The sequence below is a fragment of the Streptomyces antnestii genome (assembly GCF_004005495.1).
Lineage (GTDB): Bacteria > Actinomycetota > Actinomycetes > Streptomycetales > Streptomycetaceae > Streptomyces > Streptomyces antnestii.
Window position 1 is genome coordinate 151,757 of the sequence record NZ_RZYA01000012.1, and the last position, 15,041, is coordinate 166,797.

General features: G+C 72.0%; 14 protein-coding genes. 6 read left to right on the forward strand and 8 right to left on the reverse strand.

Features of this window, described 5'->3' with window-relative positions; translation table 11 throughout:
* Positions 1–253 precede the first annotated feature (253 nt).
* The 4 genes from EOT10_RS24405 to EOT10_RS24420 all read right to left on the reverse strand — a co-directional run bounded on the left by EOT10_RS24405 (position 254) and on the right by EOT10_RS24420 (position 6,159).
* Positions 254–2,311, reverse strand: a complete 2,058-nt coding sequence (locus EOT10_RS24405; RefSeq protein ID WP_127830460.1) for a TerD family protein — start codon at positions 2,309–2,311, stop codon at positions 254–256.
* Positions 2,312–2,357: 46 nt separating this feature from the next.
* The gene (locus EOT10_RS24410) at positions 2,358–2,960 is read right to left on the reverse strand and encodes a TerD family protein (protein ID WP_127830461.1); all 603 of its coding nucleotides are present in this window, start codon (positions 2,958–2,960) and stop codon (positions 2,358–2,360) included.
* A gap of 204 nt (positions 2,961–3,164) precedes the next feature.
* A complete protein-coding gene (gene uvrB, locus EOT10_RS24415) occupies positions 3,165–5,312 on the reverse strand; it encodes an excinuclease ABC subunit UvrB (RefSeq protein WP_127830462.1) in 2,148 nt (715 codons plus the stop codon).
* 40 nt (positions 5,313–5,352) lie between these two features.
* Positions 5,353–6,159, reverse strand: a complete 807-nt coding sequence (locus EOT10_RS24420) for an MHYT domain-containing protein (protein WP_127830463.1) — start codon at positions 6,157–6,159, stop codon at positions 5,353–5,355.
* A 281-nt stretch (positions 6,160–6,440) separates the two neighbouring features.
* Between EOT10_RS24420 and EOT10_RS24425 the strand changes: the two genes are divergently transcribed.
* The 3 genes from EOT10_RS24425 to EOT10_RS24435 all read left to right on the forward strand — a co-directional run bounded on the left by EOT10_RS24425 (position 6,441) and on the right by EOT10_RS24435 (position 9,300).
* Entirely contained in the window at positions 6,441–7,313 is an 873-nt protein-coding gene (locus tag EOT10_RS24425; RefSeq protein ID WP_127830464.1) for a glycerophosphodiester phosphodiesterase, read from the forward strand.
* Positions 7,314–7,365: 52 nt separating this feature from the next.
* The gene (locus EOT10_RS24430) at positions 7,366–7,941 is read left to right on the forward strand and encodes a methylated-DNA--[protein]-cysteine S-methyltransferase (RefSeq protein ID WP_127830465.1); all 576 of its coding nucleotides are present in this window, start codon (positions 7,366–7,368) and stop codon (positions 7,939–7,941) included.
* Positions 7,942–8,025: 84 nt separating this feature from the next.
* Complete coding sequence (locus EOT10_RS24435; protein WP_431313319.1) at positions 8,026–9,300, forward strand: MFS transporter; 1,275 nt, start codon at positions 8,026–8,028, stop codon at positions 9,298–9,300.
* A gap of 15 nt (positions 9,301–9,315) precedes the next feature.
* Here EOT10_RS24435 and EOT10_RS24440 read toward each other — a convergent pair whose 3' ends face one another.
* Both EOT10_RS24440 and EOT10_RS24445 read right to left on the reverse strand, forming a co-directional pair.
* The gene (locus EOT10_RS24440; RefSeq protein WP_127830466.1) at positions 9,316–9,681 is read right to left on the reverse strand and encodes a cupin domain-containing protein; all 366 of its coding nucleotides are present in this window, start codon (positions 9,679–9,681) and stop codon (positions 9,316–9,318) included.
* 128 nt (positions 9,682–9,809) lie between these two features.
* Positions 9,810–10,244 (reverse strand): VOC family protein, encoded by a 435-nt coding sequence (locus EOT10_RS24445; RefSeq protein WP_127830467.1) that lies wholly within the window; start codon positions 10,242–10,244, stop codon positions 9,810–9,812.
* Positions 10,245–10,406: 162 nt separating this feature from the next.
* On the opposite strand from EOT10_RS24445, the gene EOT10_RS24450 reads away from it, so the two are divergent.
* Together EOT10_RS24450 and EOT10_RS24455 are read left to right on the forward strand one after the other, a co-directional pair.
* Positions 10,407–11,312: a pseudouridine-5'-phosphate glycosidase gene (locus EOT10_RS24450; protein ID WP_127830468.1), complete on the forward strand. Its 906-nt coding sequence runs from the start codon at positions 10,407–10,409 to the stop codon at positions 11,310–11,312.
* Entirely contained in the window at positions 11,309–12,208 is a 900-nt protein-coding gene (locus EOT10_RS24455; RefSeq protein ID WP_127830469.1) for a carbohydrate kinase family protein, read from the forward strand. Before EOT10_RS24450 ends, EOT10_RS24455 begins: the two co-directional genes overlap by 4 nt.
* Positions 12,209–12,312: 104 nt before the next feature.
* Here EOT10_RS24455 and EOT10_RS24460 read toward each other — a convergent pair whose 3' ends face one another.
* Complete coding sequence (locus EOT10_RS24460) at positions 12,313–13,113, reverse strand: methyltransferase domain-containing protein (protein WP_127830470.1); 801 nt, start codon at positions 13,111–13,113, stop codon at positions 12,313–12,315.
* A gap of 227 nt (positions 13,114–13,340) precedes the next feature.
* Here EOT10_RS24460 and EOT10_RS24465 point away from each other — a divergent pair, with 227 nt between their 5' ends.
* Positions 13,341–14,468 carry a magnesium and cobalt transport protein CorA gene (locus EOT10_RS24465; RefSeq protein WP_127830471.1) on the forward strand — a complete coding sequence of 376 codons (1,128 nt, stop codon included), beginning with the start codon at positions 13,341–13,343 and terminating at the stop codon, positions 14,466–14,468.
* A 146-nt stretch (positions 14,469–14,614) separates the two neighbouring features.
* Here the strand turns inward: EOT10_RS24465 and EOT10_RS24470 are convergent, their stop codons facing one another.
* Positions 14,615–15,034: a CBS domain-containing protein gene (locus tag EOT10_RS24470; protein WP_127830472.1), complete on the reverse strand. Its 420-nt coding sequence runs from the start codon at positions 15,032–15,034 to the stop codon at positions 14,615–14,617.
* Positions 15,035–15,041 lie beyond the last annotated feature (7 nt).

Sequence of the window (15,041 nt, forward strand, 5' to 3'; positions counted from 1 at the left end):
GTCGTACGGCTACTGATCAGCGTCGTCGCTGCCGGAGGTCTCTTCCACCCGGGCGGCCGCAGCTCGCCTCGGGCCGACGCCCCGGGACCGATGCCGGTCCGTATTGACGGGAACGCCGCGTACGGGAGTACTCCCCTCCGCTCGTCCGAGCCTACGGGAAACACCCATGAAACGTAAAGGGTTTGGTAAAGGTAAGTTCAAAAGCAGTGGTCAGGGTTGTTCAGGACCAAGGACCAGGACTCGTCGGGACTGCTCAGAGGCCCAGCTCCCGCCGTGCTCGGGCGACCTCTTCGAGGACCTGCTCCAGGACCCGGCTGCCGGGCGGGACGCTCGGCGGCTCGTAGGTCCACGCGTGCCCCACCCAGGGATCGGCGAGGTGGTCGTCGGGCACCGGGGTCAGCCGCAGCAGCGCGCGCCACAGCGGATCCAGGACCGGTCCGTACTCGGTTGCGTCCTCCCGGTCGGCGACCATCAGGAGGTGGACGCCGACGGCGGGTCCCTCGTCGGCGAGGTAGCGAAGCCGGGTCACCGCGCGGTCGTCGAAACCGTGCGGGAAGTCGTTGACGATCAGCAGTTGTTCGGCCGTGTCCAGGTCGGGCGGCAGCGCGTCGGCCGCTCCGCCGCGGACCGCCATCTGTACGAGGTCCACGCGCTGCGTGAGCCGGGCCAGCACCTCGGACACCCCCGCGACCCCGGCGGCCGGCGGCCCCGCGAGCACCCCGGCCCGCACCAGCGGGGCGAGCTCGCCCGCGGCCGCCCCGGCCGGATCGATGACGTGCACGGCGAACTCGCCCGCCGGGTACACCGCGAGGAGCCGCGCCGCGTGCTCGACGGCGCTCCGCATGGCGCGCCGGCGCAGCTCGCCGGGCTCGCTGAGCGCGTCCCCGCCCGAGCGTCCATTGTCGATCCACATCCCCCGCTCCAGGGGCAGCCGCACGAGCATCGGGATGCGCACGCCCGTGCCGCGCGATTCGGGCAGCTGGAGGTCGCCGAGGCGCAGGGCCATCGGGATCTCCATGGGGCTGCGGTACGCGTGCCAGACGGGGTTGTCCCAGCCCGCGTAGGGCGGGGGCAGCGCGGGTTCGACGACCGCGGACTCGGCAGCCAGCTGGGCGAGGTCCCGGTCGAGGACCTCCCTGGCCTGGTCGACGAGCCGGCCGTGCTTGGCCCGGGCGGCCTCGCGCGCGGCGTCACCCTGACCGCCGATGCGGCCGCGCGGATCGGACAGCGCCTTGTCGAGCTCCTGCTCCATGCGCGAGTCCGCGAAGTCGACGGCGCTGCGGTACGCGGCGACGGTGCGGGCCAGGTCCTCGAACATGCCCCACACCTGGTTGTACAGCCGCTCGTCCATGGACCAGCCGTTCGCGTCCCCGGCGACGGGGACGGCGGGCTGTCCGGGGGCGCCGGGAGGGGCGGTGGGCACGGGGGCCGGTGGTGCGGGGGCCTGGCGGCCGGGGTGGGTGTAGTCGACGGGGCCACCGGTGCTGCCCGTACTGCCGGTGCTGCCCGTACTGCCGGTGCTGCCCGTGCCGCCCGGCTGGCCTGAGGTACGGGCCTGTGCCGCGGCGGCCGGAGTGGTACTCGGCGGTGCGTCACCGGAGACGGACGCGCCCGCACTCGCCCCCGCCGCGTCCGCCATGGCACCCACCCCGGAACCTGAACCTGAACCGGAAAGGGAGCCTGAACCGGAACCCGAACCTGAACCGGAAGCCGAGCCTGAACCGGCCGCTCGCGGTGGAGGCGGCGCCACCGTACGCGCGAGTCCCCGCGCCACCGCCGCATGGATCTCGCCCGAGAGGGCGTCCGCGTCGGGCAGGCCCTGGTCCGTCAGGAGGGCGCCGAGGCCGCCCGCGTATCCCTGGCCCACCGCGCGTACCTTCCACGCGCCCTGGCGGCGGTACAGCTCCAGGGCTACGACCGCGGACTCGGCGTCGAGGCCGGTGACGGTGTAGCTCGCGACCTCCGAACCGTCGAGGCCGGTGACGGCGACGAAGGGGGCCGCGACGGCGCCGAACCGGTCGGGGCCGCCGGGGCCCTGGGGCAGCGCGAGCAGCACGCTGACACGGTGGACGGCCTCGGACACGGCGTCCAGGTCGACGGCGAGCCGGTGGTCGGCCGCCGCCTGCCGGGGGACTTCGAGTCCTGGCAGGGCGGGGGCGCCGGGGTGGGCGACCCAGTCACGGCCGTGCACCCTGCCCTGGTCGTCGCTGAGCGTCGCGCCCGCCACGAGGGGCCGCCCCGCCGACACACGGATCTCCAGACGGGTCCCGGTGAGGGGGTGGTTCTGCCCCCGGACCAGCTCGGCCGTCATCGCCTTCTCCCCCTCGTCCCGTCCGCCCGCCCCGGTCTCCCCTAACTCACAGGCCCGGCAGGATCGCCGGCATGAGGTCCTGGAACGTGCGGCCGTTGGCCGGGGCGCCCAGGGCGGTCATCTGCCAGCCGGCACCGGAGCGGTGCACCTTCGCCATGATCTGAGCGGTGTACTGGCCGCCGCCGTCGAGCGTGTAGCGGGCCAGCTCCTGGCCGGTGGTCTCGTCGACCAGGCGGCAGAACGCGTTCTGCACCTCCTGGAAGGTCTGGCCGGTGAAGGAGTTCACCGTGAAGACGATCTGGTCGATGTGGACCGGGACGCGCTGGAGGTCGACGAGGATCGCCTCGTCGTCGCCGCCCTGGCCCGCGCCGCCCACGAGGTTGTCACCGGTGTGGCGCACGGAGCCGTCGTCGCTGACGAGGTGACGGAAGAAGACGACGTCCACCGGCTGCTTGTCCGCGAACAGGACCGCCGAGGCGTCGAGGTCGATCTCCCGGGTGCGGGAGCCGAAGAGGCCGCGGCGGGGGGCGGCCTGCCAGCCGAGGCCCATCCGGACGGCCGTCAGGGTGCCCCCGTCCTGCTTCTGCAGGCTGATCGCCTGCCCCTTGCTCAGGTTGACACCAGGACCCTTGGAAAAGTTGGCCGTCACGCGTCCGTCCCCTCTCGAACTGTGCTTCTCGAACCGTGCTCTTCACCGCCCGTCCGGACGGTTGAGGGAACCCTACGCAGCGCCACTGACAGCGCCGCAGTCCGACCAGCACTTTGTGTCGGTCTTGCAACACACCCCACGGCATGCCGGAAGCGTCCGGCATGCCGTGGGACGAGCGGGGCGTGCGAGGCGGGCCGATGCCGGTCAGGCCAGCCCGGCCTCCCTCATCTGACGCAGCTCCTTCTTCATCTCCGACACCTCGTCGCGCAGCCGTGCGGCGATCTCGAACTGGAGATCCGCGGCGGCGGCCCGCATCCGGTCGGTCAACTCCTCGATCTGCCCGGCGAGTTCGGCAGCCGGACGGTCGGTGGGTACGGTCTCGGCCGCCTTGCCCTTCGCCGCCTTGCCGCCGGTCTTCTTCGCGCCCGCCTTGCCGAGCGCGGGCACGGGCGCCTTGGCACCCTTGCCGTCCTTCGCGCCCTTGCGGTACCCGCTGCCGAGGAGTTCCTCGGTGTCGACGTCCTCGCGGGCGATGGACGCGACGATGTCGTTGATCTTCTTGCGCAGCGGCTGGGGGTCGATCCCCTTCTCCGTGTTGTACGCGATCTGCTTCTCCCGGCGCCTGTTGGTCTCGTCGATGGCCTTCTCCATCGCCGGGGTGATCTTGTCCGCGTACATATGGACCTGGCCCGACACGTTGCGCGCGGCGCGGCCGATGGTCTGGATCAGGGATGTGCCGGAGCGCAGGAAGCCCTCCTTGTCGGCGTCGAGGATCGCCACCAGAGAGACCTCGGGCAGGTCGAGGCCCTCGCGGAGGAGGTTGATGCCGACGAGGACGTCGTACTCGCCCGCGCGCAGCTCGCGCAGCAGCTCGACGCGGCGCAGCGTGTCGACGTCGCTGTGCAGGTAGCGGACCTGGATGCCGAGTTCGAGGAAGTACTCGGTGAGGTCCTCGGCCATCTTCTTGGTGAGCGTGGTGACGAGGACGCGCTCGTCCTTCTCGGTGCGCTTGCGGATCTCGTGCACCAGGTCGTCGATCTGGCCCTCGGTGGGCTTGACGACGACCTCCGGGTCGATGAGGCCGGTGGGGCGGATGATCTGCTCCACGAAGCCGTCGCCGCGCGCGAGTTCGTACTTTCCCGGGGTCGCCGACAGGTACACGGTCTGGCCGACGCGCTCCTGGAACTCCTCCCACTTCAGGGGGCGGTTGTCCAGGGCGGACGGCAGCCGGAAGCCGTGGTCGACGAGGGTGCGCTTGCGGGACGCGTCGCCCTCGTACATGGCGCCGATCTGCGGCACGGTGACGTGCGACTCGTCGATGACGAGGAGGAAGTCGTCCGGGAAGTAGTCGAGGAGTGTGTTCGGCGGGGAGCCGGGCTCGCGGCCGTCGAAGTGCATCGAGTAGTTCTCCACGCCGGAGCAGGAGCCGATCTGGCGGAGCATCTCGAGGTCGTACGTGGTGCGCATGCGCAGCCGCTGGGCCTCGAGCATCTTGCCCTGCTTCTCGAGCTCGGTGAGGCGCTCCCCGAGCTCCTTCTCGATGTCGTTCGCCGCGCGCTCCAGGCGCTCGGGGCCCGCCACGTAGTGCGTGGCCGGGAAGACGTACAGCGACTCGTCGTCGCTGATGACCTCGCCGGTGAGGGGGTGGAGGGTGGAGAGGGACTCGATCTCGTCGCCGAACATCTCGATGCGGACGGCGAGCTCCTCGTAGACCGGGAAGATCTCGATGGTGTCGCCGCGCACACGGAACGTGCCGCGGCTGAAGGCCACGTCGTTGCGCGTGTACTGGATGTCGACGAAGCGGCGCAGCAGGGTGTCGCGGTCGATCTCGTCGCCGACCTTGAGGGACACCATGCGGTCGACGTACTCCTGCGGCGTGCCCAGGCCGTAGATGCAGGAGACGGAGGCGACCACGACGACGTCGCGCCGGGTGAGCAGCGAGTTCGTCGCGGAGTGGCGCAGGCGCTCGACCTCCTCGTTGATCGAGGAGTCCTTCTCGATGTAGGTGTCCGACTGCGGGACGTACGCCTCGGGCTGGTAGTAGTCGTAGTACGAGACGAAGTACTCGACCGCGTTGTTCGGCAGGAGTTCGCGGAACTCGTTGGCCAGCTGGGCGGCCAGCGTCTTGTTCGGCGCCATCACGAGGGTGGGGCGCTGAAGCTTCTCGATCATCCACGCGGTGGTGGCGGACTTACCTGTTCCGGTCGCGCCGAGGAGGACGACGTCCTTCTCACCTGCGGTGATGCGCCGCTCCAGGTCGGCGATGGCTGCCGGCTGGTCGCCGCTTGGCTGGTAGGGACTGACGACCTCGAAGGGCGCCACCGTGCGTTCGATCTTGGATACGGGCCGCATGGAATCCACCGTACGACCCCGCACTGACAACCGGGTCGGATCAGCCGGTCCGCCGGAGCGGGCGCACGGTCCGGCCGGCCCGGTGCGCGGCCTCGACGGCGTCCCTGTGGTCGGGCCTGCCCGTCAGCATCAGCGGGTCGAACACCACCACGGCCCCGGCCAGGATCAGGAAGCAGAGGGGGCCGACCATCAGGGGCGCGAGGAGTTCGGCGGGGGTGTCACCGGCGGGGGCGCCGCCGCTCCCGTGCACGTGGACGCTGAGGGCTGCCATTCCCGTGTAGTGCATGCCGGTGACGGCCAGGCCCATGACGAGGCTCGCGCCGACGCTCCATGTGAAGCCGCGTACCTGGACGGCGGCCCAGAGTGCGGCGGTGGCGGCGGCCATGGCGATCACCACGGAGACGCCGACGGTGAAGGTGTTGTACTGAAGCGTCCCGTGCAGGCGCATCCCGGCCATGCCCAGGTAGTGCATCGACGCGATGCCGAGTCCGGTGATCGTGCCGCCCGTGAAGAGGGCCGCCCCCGTCGCTCCCCGGTAGCCGACGATGAAGATCCCGACGCCCACCATGACGACGGCGACGGCCAGGCTCGCGAAGGTCGTCGGTTTGTCGTAGTGGATCGGCGTGCCCTGCACGGTGAAGCCCATCATCGCGATGAAGTGCATCGTCCAGATTCCGGACCCGATCGCCGCCGAGCCGAGCGCGAGCCAGCCGGGCCGCCACGACTGGGTGACGAGCAGGGACCTGGTGGTGCAGCGCAGGCCCAGCGCCCCGCCGAGGCAGGCCATGAAGAACGCCACCAGCGGTGTGACCAGTCCATAGCTGAATCCGTCGACCGTGCCCTGCATCCGCAGCAGCCTTTCCGCCCTGGTGTTTCCGGTTCATCGCGCACGTGTTCATCGCGCGCGTGCGCCCCTGTCGACGGCTGCCGGAGCGGCCGCGGCTGGAGCCGAGATTAGGGCTCCGCAGGAACGTCAGACCGATTTTCCGGCAAAGCCTCACGACACCCGACCGCGGGGTCCACGTCCTCCCACCACTCCCTTCAGTGAATGGCCATCCTTCACATGTCACGCGTAGGCCCAAATGTCACTTTCGTCCAGTCGTTGATCCTTCGACGCGAGGAGTACACGTGTCCGTACGAACAGCCGCGGCGACCGCCACTCTGGTGGGATGCGTCGGTGTCCTGGTCGTCCCCACCGCTGCCGAGGCGGGCCGGCACTACGACGGGCCCGTGGTCGTCGCCCATCGCGGCGCCTCCGGGTACGCGCCCGAGAACACCCTCGAAGCCATCGACAGGGCCCGCCGGCTCGGCTTCGACTGGGTCGAGAACGATGTGCAGCGCACCAGGGACGGCGAGCTGGTCGTCATCCACGACTCGACGCTTGCGCGCACCACGAACGTGGAGCAGGTCTTCCCCCACCGCGCCCCCTGGAACGTCGGCGACTTCACCGCCACGGAGATCGCCGGGCTCGACGCCGGGAGCTGGAAGGGCGCCCGGTTCGCCGGCGCGCGCGTGCCGACCCTGGCCCGGTACCTGGAGCGGGTCGACCACAACGACCAGAGCCTGCTCCTGGAGATCAAGGACCCGGAGCTGTACCCGGGCATCGAGCGCGACGTCCTGCGTGTGCTCGGCAGGGAGGGCTGGCTGACGCCCCGCCACCTCAGGCACCGGCTGATCGTCCAGAGTTTCAGCGCCACGAGCCTGCGGGCCGTGCACTACCGCCGCCCGGACATCACGACGGCCTTCCTCGGCACGCCCAGCGCGGGCGACCTGCCCCGGTACGCCAGGTTCGCCGACGAGATCCATCCCGGCCGGGGCACGATCTCGCAGGGCTACGTCACCGCGGTGCACGCCTTCAAGGGCCCGCACCACAAGCCGCTGCGGGTCTTCACCTGGACCGTGAACGACGCGGCGACCGCGCGGCGCGTGACCGCCCTCGGCGTGGACGGCATCATCACGAACGTCCCGGACGTCGTGCGAGGGGCCTTGGGTGACGACTAGGGCGTGAGGAGAGGGCCGGTCGTTGTCAGTGGCGCGCCGTACCGTGGTCGGCATGAACGCCACTGGGCAGAAAACCACCGGGGACAGCACCACCGGGGTCACGGTCGTCTGGGCCGTCGTCGGCTCCGACATCGGGCCGCTGCTCCTGGCCGCGACGGACGACGGCCTGGTGAACGTCGTCTTCCACGCCTCCCCCGCCGTGCGGGACGCGGCGGTGGAGCGGCTCCGTTCCCGCCTCGGGACCGAGCCGGTCGAGGCGCCCGGCTCCCCGCTCCTCGCCGAGCCCATACGTCAGCTGAAGGCCTACTTCGCCGGTGAGCGGCGCGACTTCGAGCTCCCGCTCGACTGGTCGCTGATCGCCGGGTTCAACCGCCAGGTCCTGCGCGAGCTGGCGGCCGGCGTCCCGTACGGCTCGGTCGTGGGGTACGGCGATCTGGCGGGCCGCGTCGGCCAGCCGGGGGCGGCGCAGGCCGTGGGCATGGCGATGGGCGCCAATCCGCTGCCGGTGGTCGTGCCGTGCCACCGCGTCGTGGAGAGCGACGGCGGTATCGGCGGCTTCGGCGGCGGTCTGGAGACGAAGCGGCAGCTCCTCGCGTTGGAAGGGGTCCTTCCGCAGCCGCTGTTCTGAGCCCGTGCGCCCTGATCGCGCCGTACGGCGTCCAGATACCCGGTGTCCTTCCGCGGCACCGGCTGGCACACTGCGCCGGTGCTCATACCCGATTCCGCCGCGCGCCGCCGGCCCCAGATACCCGTAACGCCCGAGAACGTGGCGGGGCTTCGCCGCCGCGTCACCGCCGTGCTGGTCGCCAGCCAGATACTCGGCGGGCTCGGGGTCGCCACCGGCGTCGCGCTCGCCGCCGTACTCGCCAAGCAGGTCAGCGGTGACGAGGCGCTCTCCGGGCTCGCGCCGACCGCGACGGTCGCCGGGACCGCGCTGCTCTCCGTGCCGCTGGCCGCCCTGATGACCTCGCGGGGGCGGCGGCCCGGGCTCGTCCTCGCGTATCTGATCGGCGCGGTGGGGGCCGGGGTCGTCGTGCTGGCGGCCGTGGTGGGGAGTTTCCCGCTGCTGCTCGTCGGCATGGCCGGTTTCGGCGCCGCCTCGTCGGCCAACCTCCAGGCCCGGTTCGCGGCGGCCGACCTGGCCGAGCCGCAGCGACGGGCACGGGCGATCTCGAACGTCGTGTGGGCCACGACGATCGGCGCGGTGCTCGGGCCCAACATCGCGGCGCCCGCGGGCCGCAGCGTCTCGGGGCTCGGCATCCCCGCGGCGGCGGGCCCGTTCCTGTGGGCGGCCGGGGTCTTCCTCGTGTCGGCCGTCATGGTGCAGCTCCTGCTGCGTCCCGACCCGCTCCTGACCGCCCGCGCCCTGGCCTCGGCGGAGGACACGCCGGCCGCCGCGCGGTCGGTCCGGGCCGGGTTCGCCGCGGTGGCCGCGTCGCCGCGCGCCCGGCTCGCGCTGGTGACGGTCGCCGTCTCGCACACCGCGATGGTGTCGATCATGTCGATGACGCCGGTCGATCTCGGCCACCACGGCGCGAGCATCGACCTCATCGGGCTCGTCATCAGCGGGCACATCGCGGGCATGTACGCGTTCTCGCCCGTGATGGGCCGCCTCTCGGACCGGCTCGGGCGGCTCTCGGTGATCGGCCTCGCCGTGGGCCTGCTCGGCTGCGCGGCGCTCCTCGCGGGCACGGCCGGGGGCAGCCACGGGCAGACCGCGGCGGGCCTGTTCGTCCTCGGCCTCGGCTGGTCGGCGGGACTCGTCTCCGGTTCGGCACTGCTGACCGACTCGGTGCCGCAGGCCGCGCGCGCCGCCGCGCAGGGCCTGTCCGACCTGACGATGAACACGGCGGCGGGGGTCGGCGGCGCGGCCGCGGGCCTGATCGTCGCGACGGCGAGCTACGCCTGGCTCAACCTGGCCGCGGCCGTCCTCCTGCTGCCGCTCGCCGCGTTCGCCCTCTTCACGCGCCGGCCCACGACGAAGTGACGAAGTAACGGATGGTCAGGGCAGGGTGATGTGGTACGCCTTGCGCAGCGTCTCGTGCACGGTCCACGTCGTGCGGTCGCCCTCGCGCAGCACCGCCGCGTCGCCCGGTCCCACCTCCAGCGTCCGCCCGCCCTCGACCTCGACCGTCGCGCGACCCGAGACGACCACGAACAGCTCGTTCGCCTCGGTGTCCGTCACCACGCCCGGGGTGATCTGCCAGATGCCCCGCAGCTGCTTGCCGTCGGGGGACTCCCAGAGCACCTTGCCCGTGACGACGGGCGCGCCCGAGACGATCTGCGCCGGATCGAGGGGCTCCGGTTCGAGCTCGACGTCCGGGATGTGTACGGCAAAAGAAGCGGTGGTCTGATCGTTCGTGGTCATGACCGGTCACTCTAGACAGCACGAACCGCACGCTTCACTGGACGATCCGTAGCCCGGACACCGCCCGGACTGGACGGCCCGTCAAAGGGAACCGGACCGGACGGCCCGTCAAGGGGAAGCGGCCCGTATCAGCCCTCTTCGTAGTAGCGCGCTTCGAAGACGTTCCCGTCGGGGTCGGTGAAGTAGAAGCTGCGGACGGCCGGGCCGCGGGCGCCGTACGAGTGGCGGCCGTGGTCGGACACCGGTACGTCGCGCTCTTCCAGTCGGGCGCGCAGGCTGTCGTAGCCGTCTTCCGTGAGGGCGAGGCACACGTGGTTGACCGGGCGGCCGGCGCTCCTGTCGGCGCCCGGCAGCATCGTCATGCGCGGGGCCATCGACACCGGCGCGAGGTCGAGGATGGTCCCCTCGTCGATCCGTACGGAGGGGAAGGAGACGCTGCCGTCCTTGAACTCGGCGACCCTGAGCGGCTCGAGGCCGACGGCCTGCTCGTAGAAGTCCGCCGCGGCCACCGGGTCACTGACCCAGAGGACGACATGGTCGAGGCGTGCCGTGTGGTCTGTCATGCCCCCAGGCTGCTCGGCCCCTTGCGCCACCGCAAGGGTCTACCGCGACGCCGCAACGGTCCACAGGGACACCCCGAGGGTCTACCGCGACGCCGCGAGGGTTTGCCGGGGCGTGCTGCCTGCCAGGGATGAGGGGAGACCCCACAGACAGGAGGCAGGCGCGTGGTGCTGGTGTCCGATGAGGTGCGGGAAGCGGTAGCGGCGGGCCGGCCGGTCGTCGCCCTGGAGTCGACGATCATCGCGCACGGGCTGCCGCGCCCGCGCAATCTGCGGGTGGCGGGCGAGCTCGAGGAGCTGGTGCGCGCCGGTGGCGCGGTCCCCGCGACGATCGCCGTCCTGGACGGGCGGCCCCATGTCGGCCTGGACAAGGGCCAGTTGGAGCGGGTCGCCACGGAGGACGGGATCCGCAAGCTGAGCCACCGCGATCTGCCGCTCGCCGTGGCGGCGGGGGCGAGCGGGGCGACGACCGTGTCGGCGACGGCGCTGCTCGCGGCCCGCGCGGGGGTGCGGGTGTTCGCGACGGGCGGGCTCGGCGGGGTGCACCGGCGGTGGACCGAGACGCAGGACGAGTCGGCCGACCTGGGGCTGCTCGCGCGGACGCGGATCACGGTGGTGTGCGCGGGCGTCAAGTCGATCCTGGACGTACCGGCGACGCTGCAGCGCCTGGAGACCCTGGGGGTGTCGGTGGCGGGGTACGGGACCGACCGGTTCCCCGGCTTCTATCTCGCGGACTCGGGTCATCCGGTGGACTGGACGCTGCGCGATCCGGCCGAGGTGGCCGCGGTCATGCGGGCCCAGGACGCGCTCGGCGGTCCGGGGGCCGCGCTGATCGTGGCGAACCCGGTGCCCGAGGACGAGCAGCTCGATCCCGGCCTCCACGCGCGCGTGCTGGACGACGCGCTCCGCGCGTGCGACGCCGAGGGTGTCACGGGCCAGGCGGTCACGCCGTTCCTCCTGGACCACCTGGTGCGGCACACGGACGGTGCCTCCCTGGAGGCCAATCTCGCGGCGGTACGCGGCAACGTACGGCTCGCGGCGCGTGTCGCGGCGGCGTGGGCGGGGCGGTGACCGGAGCGCTGCTGGTCGTCGGGGACGTGGTCACGGACATCGTGGCCCGGCACGGCGCCCCGCTCGCGGCCGGTACGGACACGGCGGCGGAGATCCGTACGCTGCCGGGCGGCGCGGGGGCGAACGTCGCCTGCTGGGCGGCCCACGACGGCCTGCCGGAGGTGGCGTTGCTCGGGCGGGTCGGCGCGGACTCGGCGGCCTGGCACGAGGAGGCGCTCACGCGCGCGGGGGTGCGTCCCCGGCTGGTCGTCGACCCCGAGGCCGCGACCGGCACGGTCATCTCGCTGGTGGACACGGGGGCCGGGGCCGAGCGGACGTTCCTCACGGACAGCGGGGCCTGCCTGCGGCTCTCCCCCGCCGACTGGTCCCCGGACCTCCTCGACGGGGTCGCGTGGCTGCATCTGTCGGGGTATCTGTTCTTCTCCGGCGTGAGCCGCGAACTGGTCGGGGTGGCTCTGGCGTCGGCACGCGCGCGTGGGGTGCCGGTGAGTGTCGATCCGGCGTCGGCGGGATTCCTCGCGGAGCTGGGTCCTGACAGGTTCCTGGCGCTCGCGGAGGGCGTGGACGTCCTGCTGCCGAGCCGGGACGAGGCGGAGCTGCTGAGCGGCGCCCGGGACGCGGAGGTCGCGGCGGCGAAGCTGAGCGGAAGGTTTCCGCTGGTCGTCGTCACGTCGGGGGTCGCGGGCGCGGTCGTGGCGCAGGGCGGGGCCGTACGCGCGCGCGTGCCGGCGGTTCCGGCGGTGGCGCGGGATTCGACGGGGGCGGGGGACGCGTTCACCGGGGCGTTCCTGGCCGCCCGGCTGCGCGGTGCCGGGCCGCGGGAGGCCGCGGGCGAGGGGTGCCGTGCGGGGGCGCTGGCGGTGGCGAGGGTGGGGGGCCGGCCGCCGCCTCGCTGAAGACGCTCCGCGTAGGCGTTCCGCTCCGGCCCGTACACCCACCGGATCAACACCGGCCCCGGCCCCAAGGGGCGTCCGCCCCCGAGCCGCAGGACCCTGGACGCCTAGACGCCCGGCTTGCGGCCCCACGCCGAGATCAGCGGTGCGGTCGCCAGGTCCATGGTGCCGGTCGCGACGTTGGACAGATGGCGGTCGACCTCCTCGTCCGTGACGTGGCCCGCGCGGACCAGTGCCTCGCGGACCTGCTGGACCGTGGCGGTCTCCAGGGCGCCGCCCGCGTCGGACGTCAGCGGGAAGTACGCGTCGGCCTCGACCTGCCGCAGGCCCGCCTCGCGCAGCAGCCTCGGCAGCGTCCGGCCGTACGACAGGTCGGCGCCGCGTTCGGCGAGCAGCTTGCGGAAGCCGCGGCGCAGCCGGTTCGCCAGCTCCTCGGCGGGCCCGTGCTCGTCGGGGCAGGCCAGCGGCTGGAGCGCGGGGTCGGCGTCCTCGACGAGGAGCCGTCCGCCCGGCCGCAGTGCGCGCAGCATCGACTTCAACGCCCGCTCCCTGTCCGGGACATGGACCAGGACGAGCCGGGCGTGGACCAGGTCGAAGCCCTCGACCGGCGGCTCGTCCGCGGCCACGTCGTGGCGGCGGACCTCGACGGGGGAACGGGCGGAGGACGTCTGCCAGGAGGTGTCGATGTCGGTCGCGAGGACCCTGCCGGTGGGGCCGACCTTCTTGGCCAGCCAGTCCACGACGGAGGTGCCGCCCGCACCGACCTCCCAGCAGCGCCAGCCGGGGCCGATGCCCAGCCTCTCGATGTGCCGGAACGTCGTGGGGTCGAAGAGGGTCGAGAAGGCGTCGAAGCGCCGGCCCGCCTCACGCTGCCGGTTGTCCAGGAGATAGCCCTCGGATCGCGTCATACCTGGATCATCCCAGTTGTCCTGCTTGGTCGGGGTAAGCAGTTCCGCGCGTTCCGAAGGGCACTCCAAAGGGCGTTCCGAAGGGCGTCCTGAAGGGGCATTCCGAAGGGGCGTTCCGAAGGGGAGCGTTCCGTTCCCCCAGGGGCATGGGGCCTTGTCGCCGTGAGCTGGCAGACTGGCTCGCCGAACCACCGAAGCAGAAAGTCGAACCGCGCGAGGAGCCCCGCATGTCGATGGCAGGCAATCTGCGGAAGGTCGGAGGCCTGAGGAGGGCCGGCGGCCTCAGGAGAGTGGCGCGCCTGGCGAAGCGCAGCCCTCGCGTCGACCTGAGCCACCCCGCCCGCTCCCCCCTGGGTTCCGCGGTCGTCAAGTGCGTTACGTACCGGGACGGGGTCCGCGAGGAGTCCGGCGACGACCTGATGAAGGCGGTCGAGCGGGTCCGCAAGTCGGACGACGGGTTCGTGTGGCTGGGGCTGCACGAGCCGACGGAGCTGGAGTTCGCGGACATCGCGGAGCTGTTCGACCTGCACCCGCTCGCGGTCGAGGACGCGGTGCACGCCCACCAGCGGCCGAAGGTCGAGCGGTACGGGCAGACGCTGTTCGCCGTGTTCAAGACGGTCTGCTACGTGGAACACGCGGAGCTGACGGCGACCAGCGAGGTCGTCGACACCGGCGAGATCATGGTGTTCGTCGGCCGGGACTTCGTGATCACCGTGCGGCACGGGAGGCACGGCTCGCTCGGCCCGGTGCGGGAGGGCCTGGAGGCCGACGAGGGGCAGCTCGCCAAGGGACCGGCCGCCGTGCTGCACGCGATCGCCGACCATGTGGTCGACGACTACCTGACCGTGATCGACGCGGTCCAGTCCGACATCGACCAGGTCGAGGCGGACGTGTTCACCGAGGACGGGGCGCGCGCCGACCCGGGCCGCATCTACCAGCTCAAGCGGGAGCTGCTCGAACTGAAGCGGGCCGTGGTGCCGCTCGCCCGGCCGGTGGACGAGCTCGCCAGCCGCCCCTTCCAGGTGGTGGCGCCTGAGATACAGGCGTACTTCCGGGACGTCTCCGACCACCTGCTGCGGGCCGCCGAACAGATAGCGGCCTTCGACGAGTTGCTGAACTCGATCCTGCAGGCCCATCTCGCGCAGGTGACGGTGGCTCAGAACGAGGACATGCGCAAGATCACGGCCTGGGCCGCGGTCGTGGCGGTGCCGACGATGGGCTGCGGCGTGTACGGGATGAACTTCGACCACATGCCGGAGCTGCACTGGCAGTACGGGTATCCGCTGTTCCTCGGCGTGATCGCGGCGACCTGTTTCGTCCTGCACCGCGCGTTCCGGCGCAACGGATGGCTCTGAATCGTCGGTGGCGGCGGGCCGGTCCGGGGAGAGCGGCCCGCCGGGTCGCTGTCCGAAAGGTCAGGGTCCTCGCGAAGGTCAGGTCCTTGCGGAGGTCAGGTCCTTGCGAAGGTCAGGCCCTTGCGAAGGTCAGGTCCTTGCGAAGGTCAGGCCCTCGCGTAGACGCTCTCGACCCAGCCCGACATCTGTTCCTCGGACAGATGGGTCGCAAGGTCGGCCTCGCTGATCATGCCGACGAGCCGCTTGTTCTCGATGACGGGGAGCCGGCGGATCTGGTGCCCCTGCATCTCCTGGAGCACCTCGTCGAGGTCCGCGCCCGCATCGACCCAGCGGGGCGTGCCCTTGGCCAGCTCGCCTGCCGTGATCTTGGCGGGGTCGTGGCCCATGGCCACGCAGCCGACCACGATGTCGCGGTCGGTGAGGATGCCGCACAGCCGCTCGTTCTCGTCGCTGATGGGCAGCGCGCCCACGTTCAGCTGCCGCATGAGCTGGGCGGCGCGATCCAGGGTCTCGTGCGCGGGGATCCACTGCGCGCCGCGGTGCATGATGTCTCCGGCGGTGGTCATTGAGTAC

Bases quoted from the DNA above. Each gene is read 5' to 3' on its own strand.
- EOT10_RS24405 (WP_127830460.1), bottom strand. From the start codon at position 2,311: ATGACGGCCGAGCTGGTCCGGGGGCAGAACCACCCCCTCACCGGGACC.
- uvrB (WP_127830462.1), bottom strand. From the start codon at position 5,312: ATGCGGCCCGTATCCAAGATCGAACGCACGGTGGCGCCCTTCGAGGTC.
- EOT10_RS24420 (WP_127830463.1), bottom strand. From the start codon at position 6,159: ATGCAGGGCACGGTCGACGGATTCAGCTATGGACTGGTCACACCGCTG.
- EOT10_RS24430 (WP_127830465.1), top strand. From the start codon at position 7,366: ATGAACGCCACTGGGCAGAAAACCACCGGGGACAGCACCACCGGGGTC.
- EOT10_RS24440 (WP_127830466.1), bottom strand. From the start codon at position 9,681: ATGACCACGAACGATCAGACCACCGCTTCTTTTGCCGTACACATCCCG.
- EOT10_RS24445 (WP_127830467.1), bottom strand. From the start codon at position 10,244: ATGACAGACCACACGGCACGCCTCGACCATGTCGTCCTCTGGGTCAGT.
- EOT10_RS24460 (WP_127830470.1), bottom strand. From the start codon at position 13,113: ATGACGCGATCCGAGGGCTATCTCCTGGACAACCGGCAGCGTGAGGCG.
- EOT10_RS24465 (WP_127830471.1), top strand. From the start codon at position 13,341: ATGTCGATGGCAGGCAATCTGCGGAAGGTCGGAGGCCTGAGGAGGGCC.
- EOT10_RS24470 (WP_127830472.1), bottom strand. From the start codon at position 15,034: ATGACCACCGCCGGAGACATCATGCACCGCGGCGCGCAGTGGATCCCC.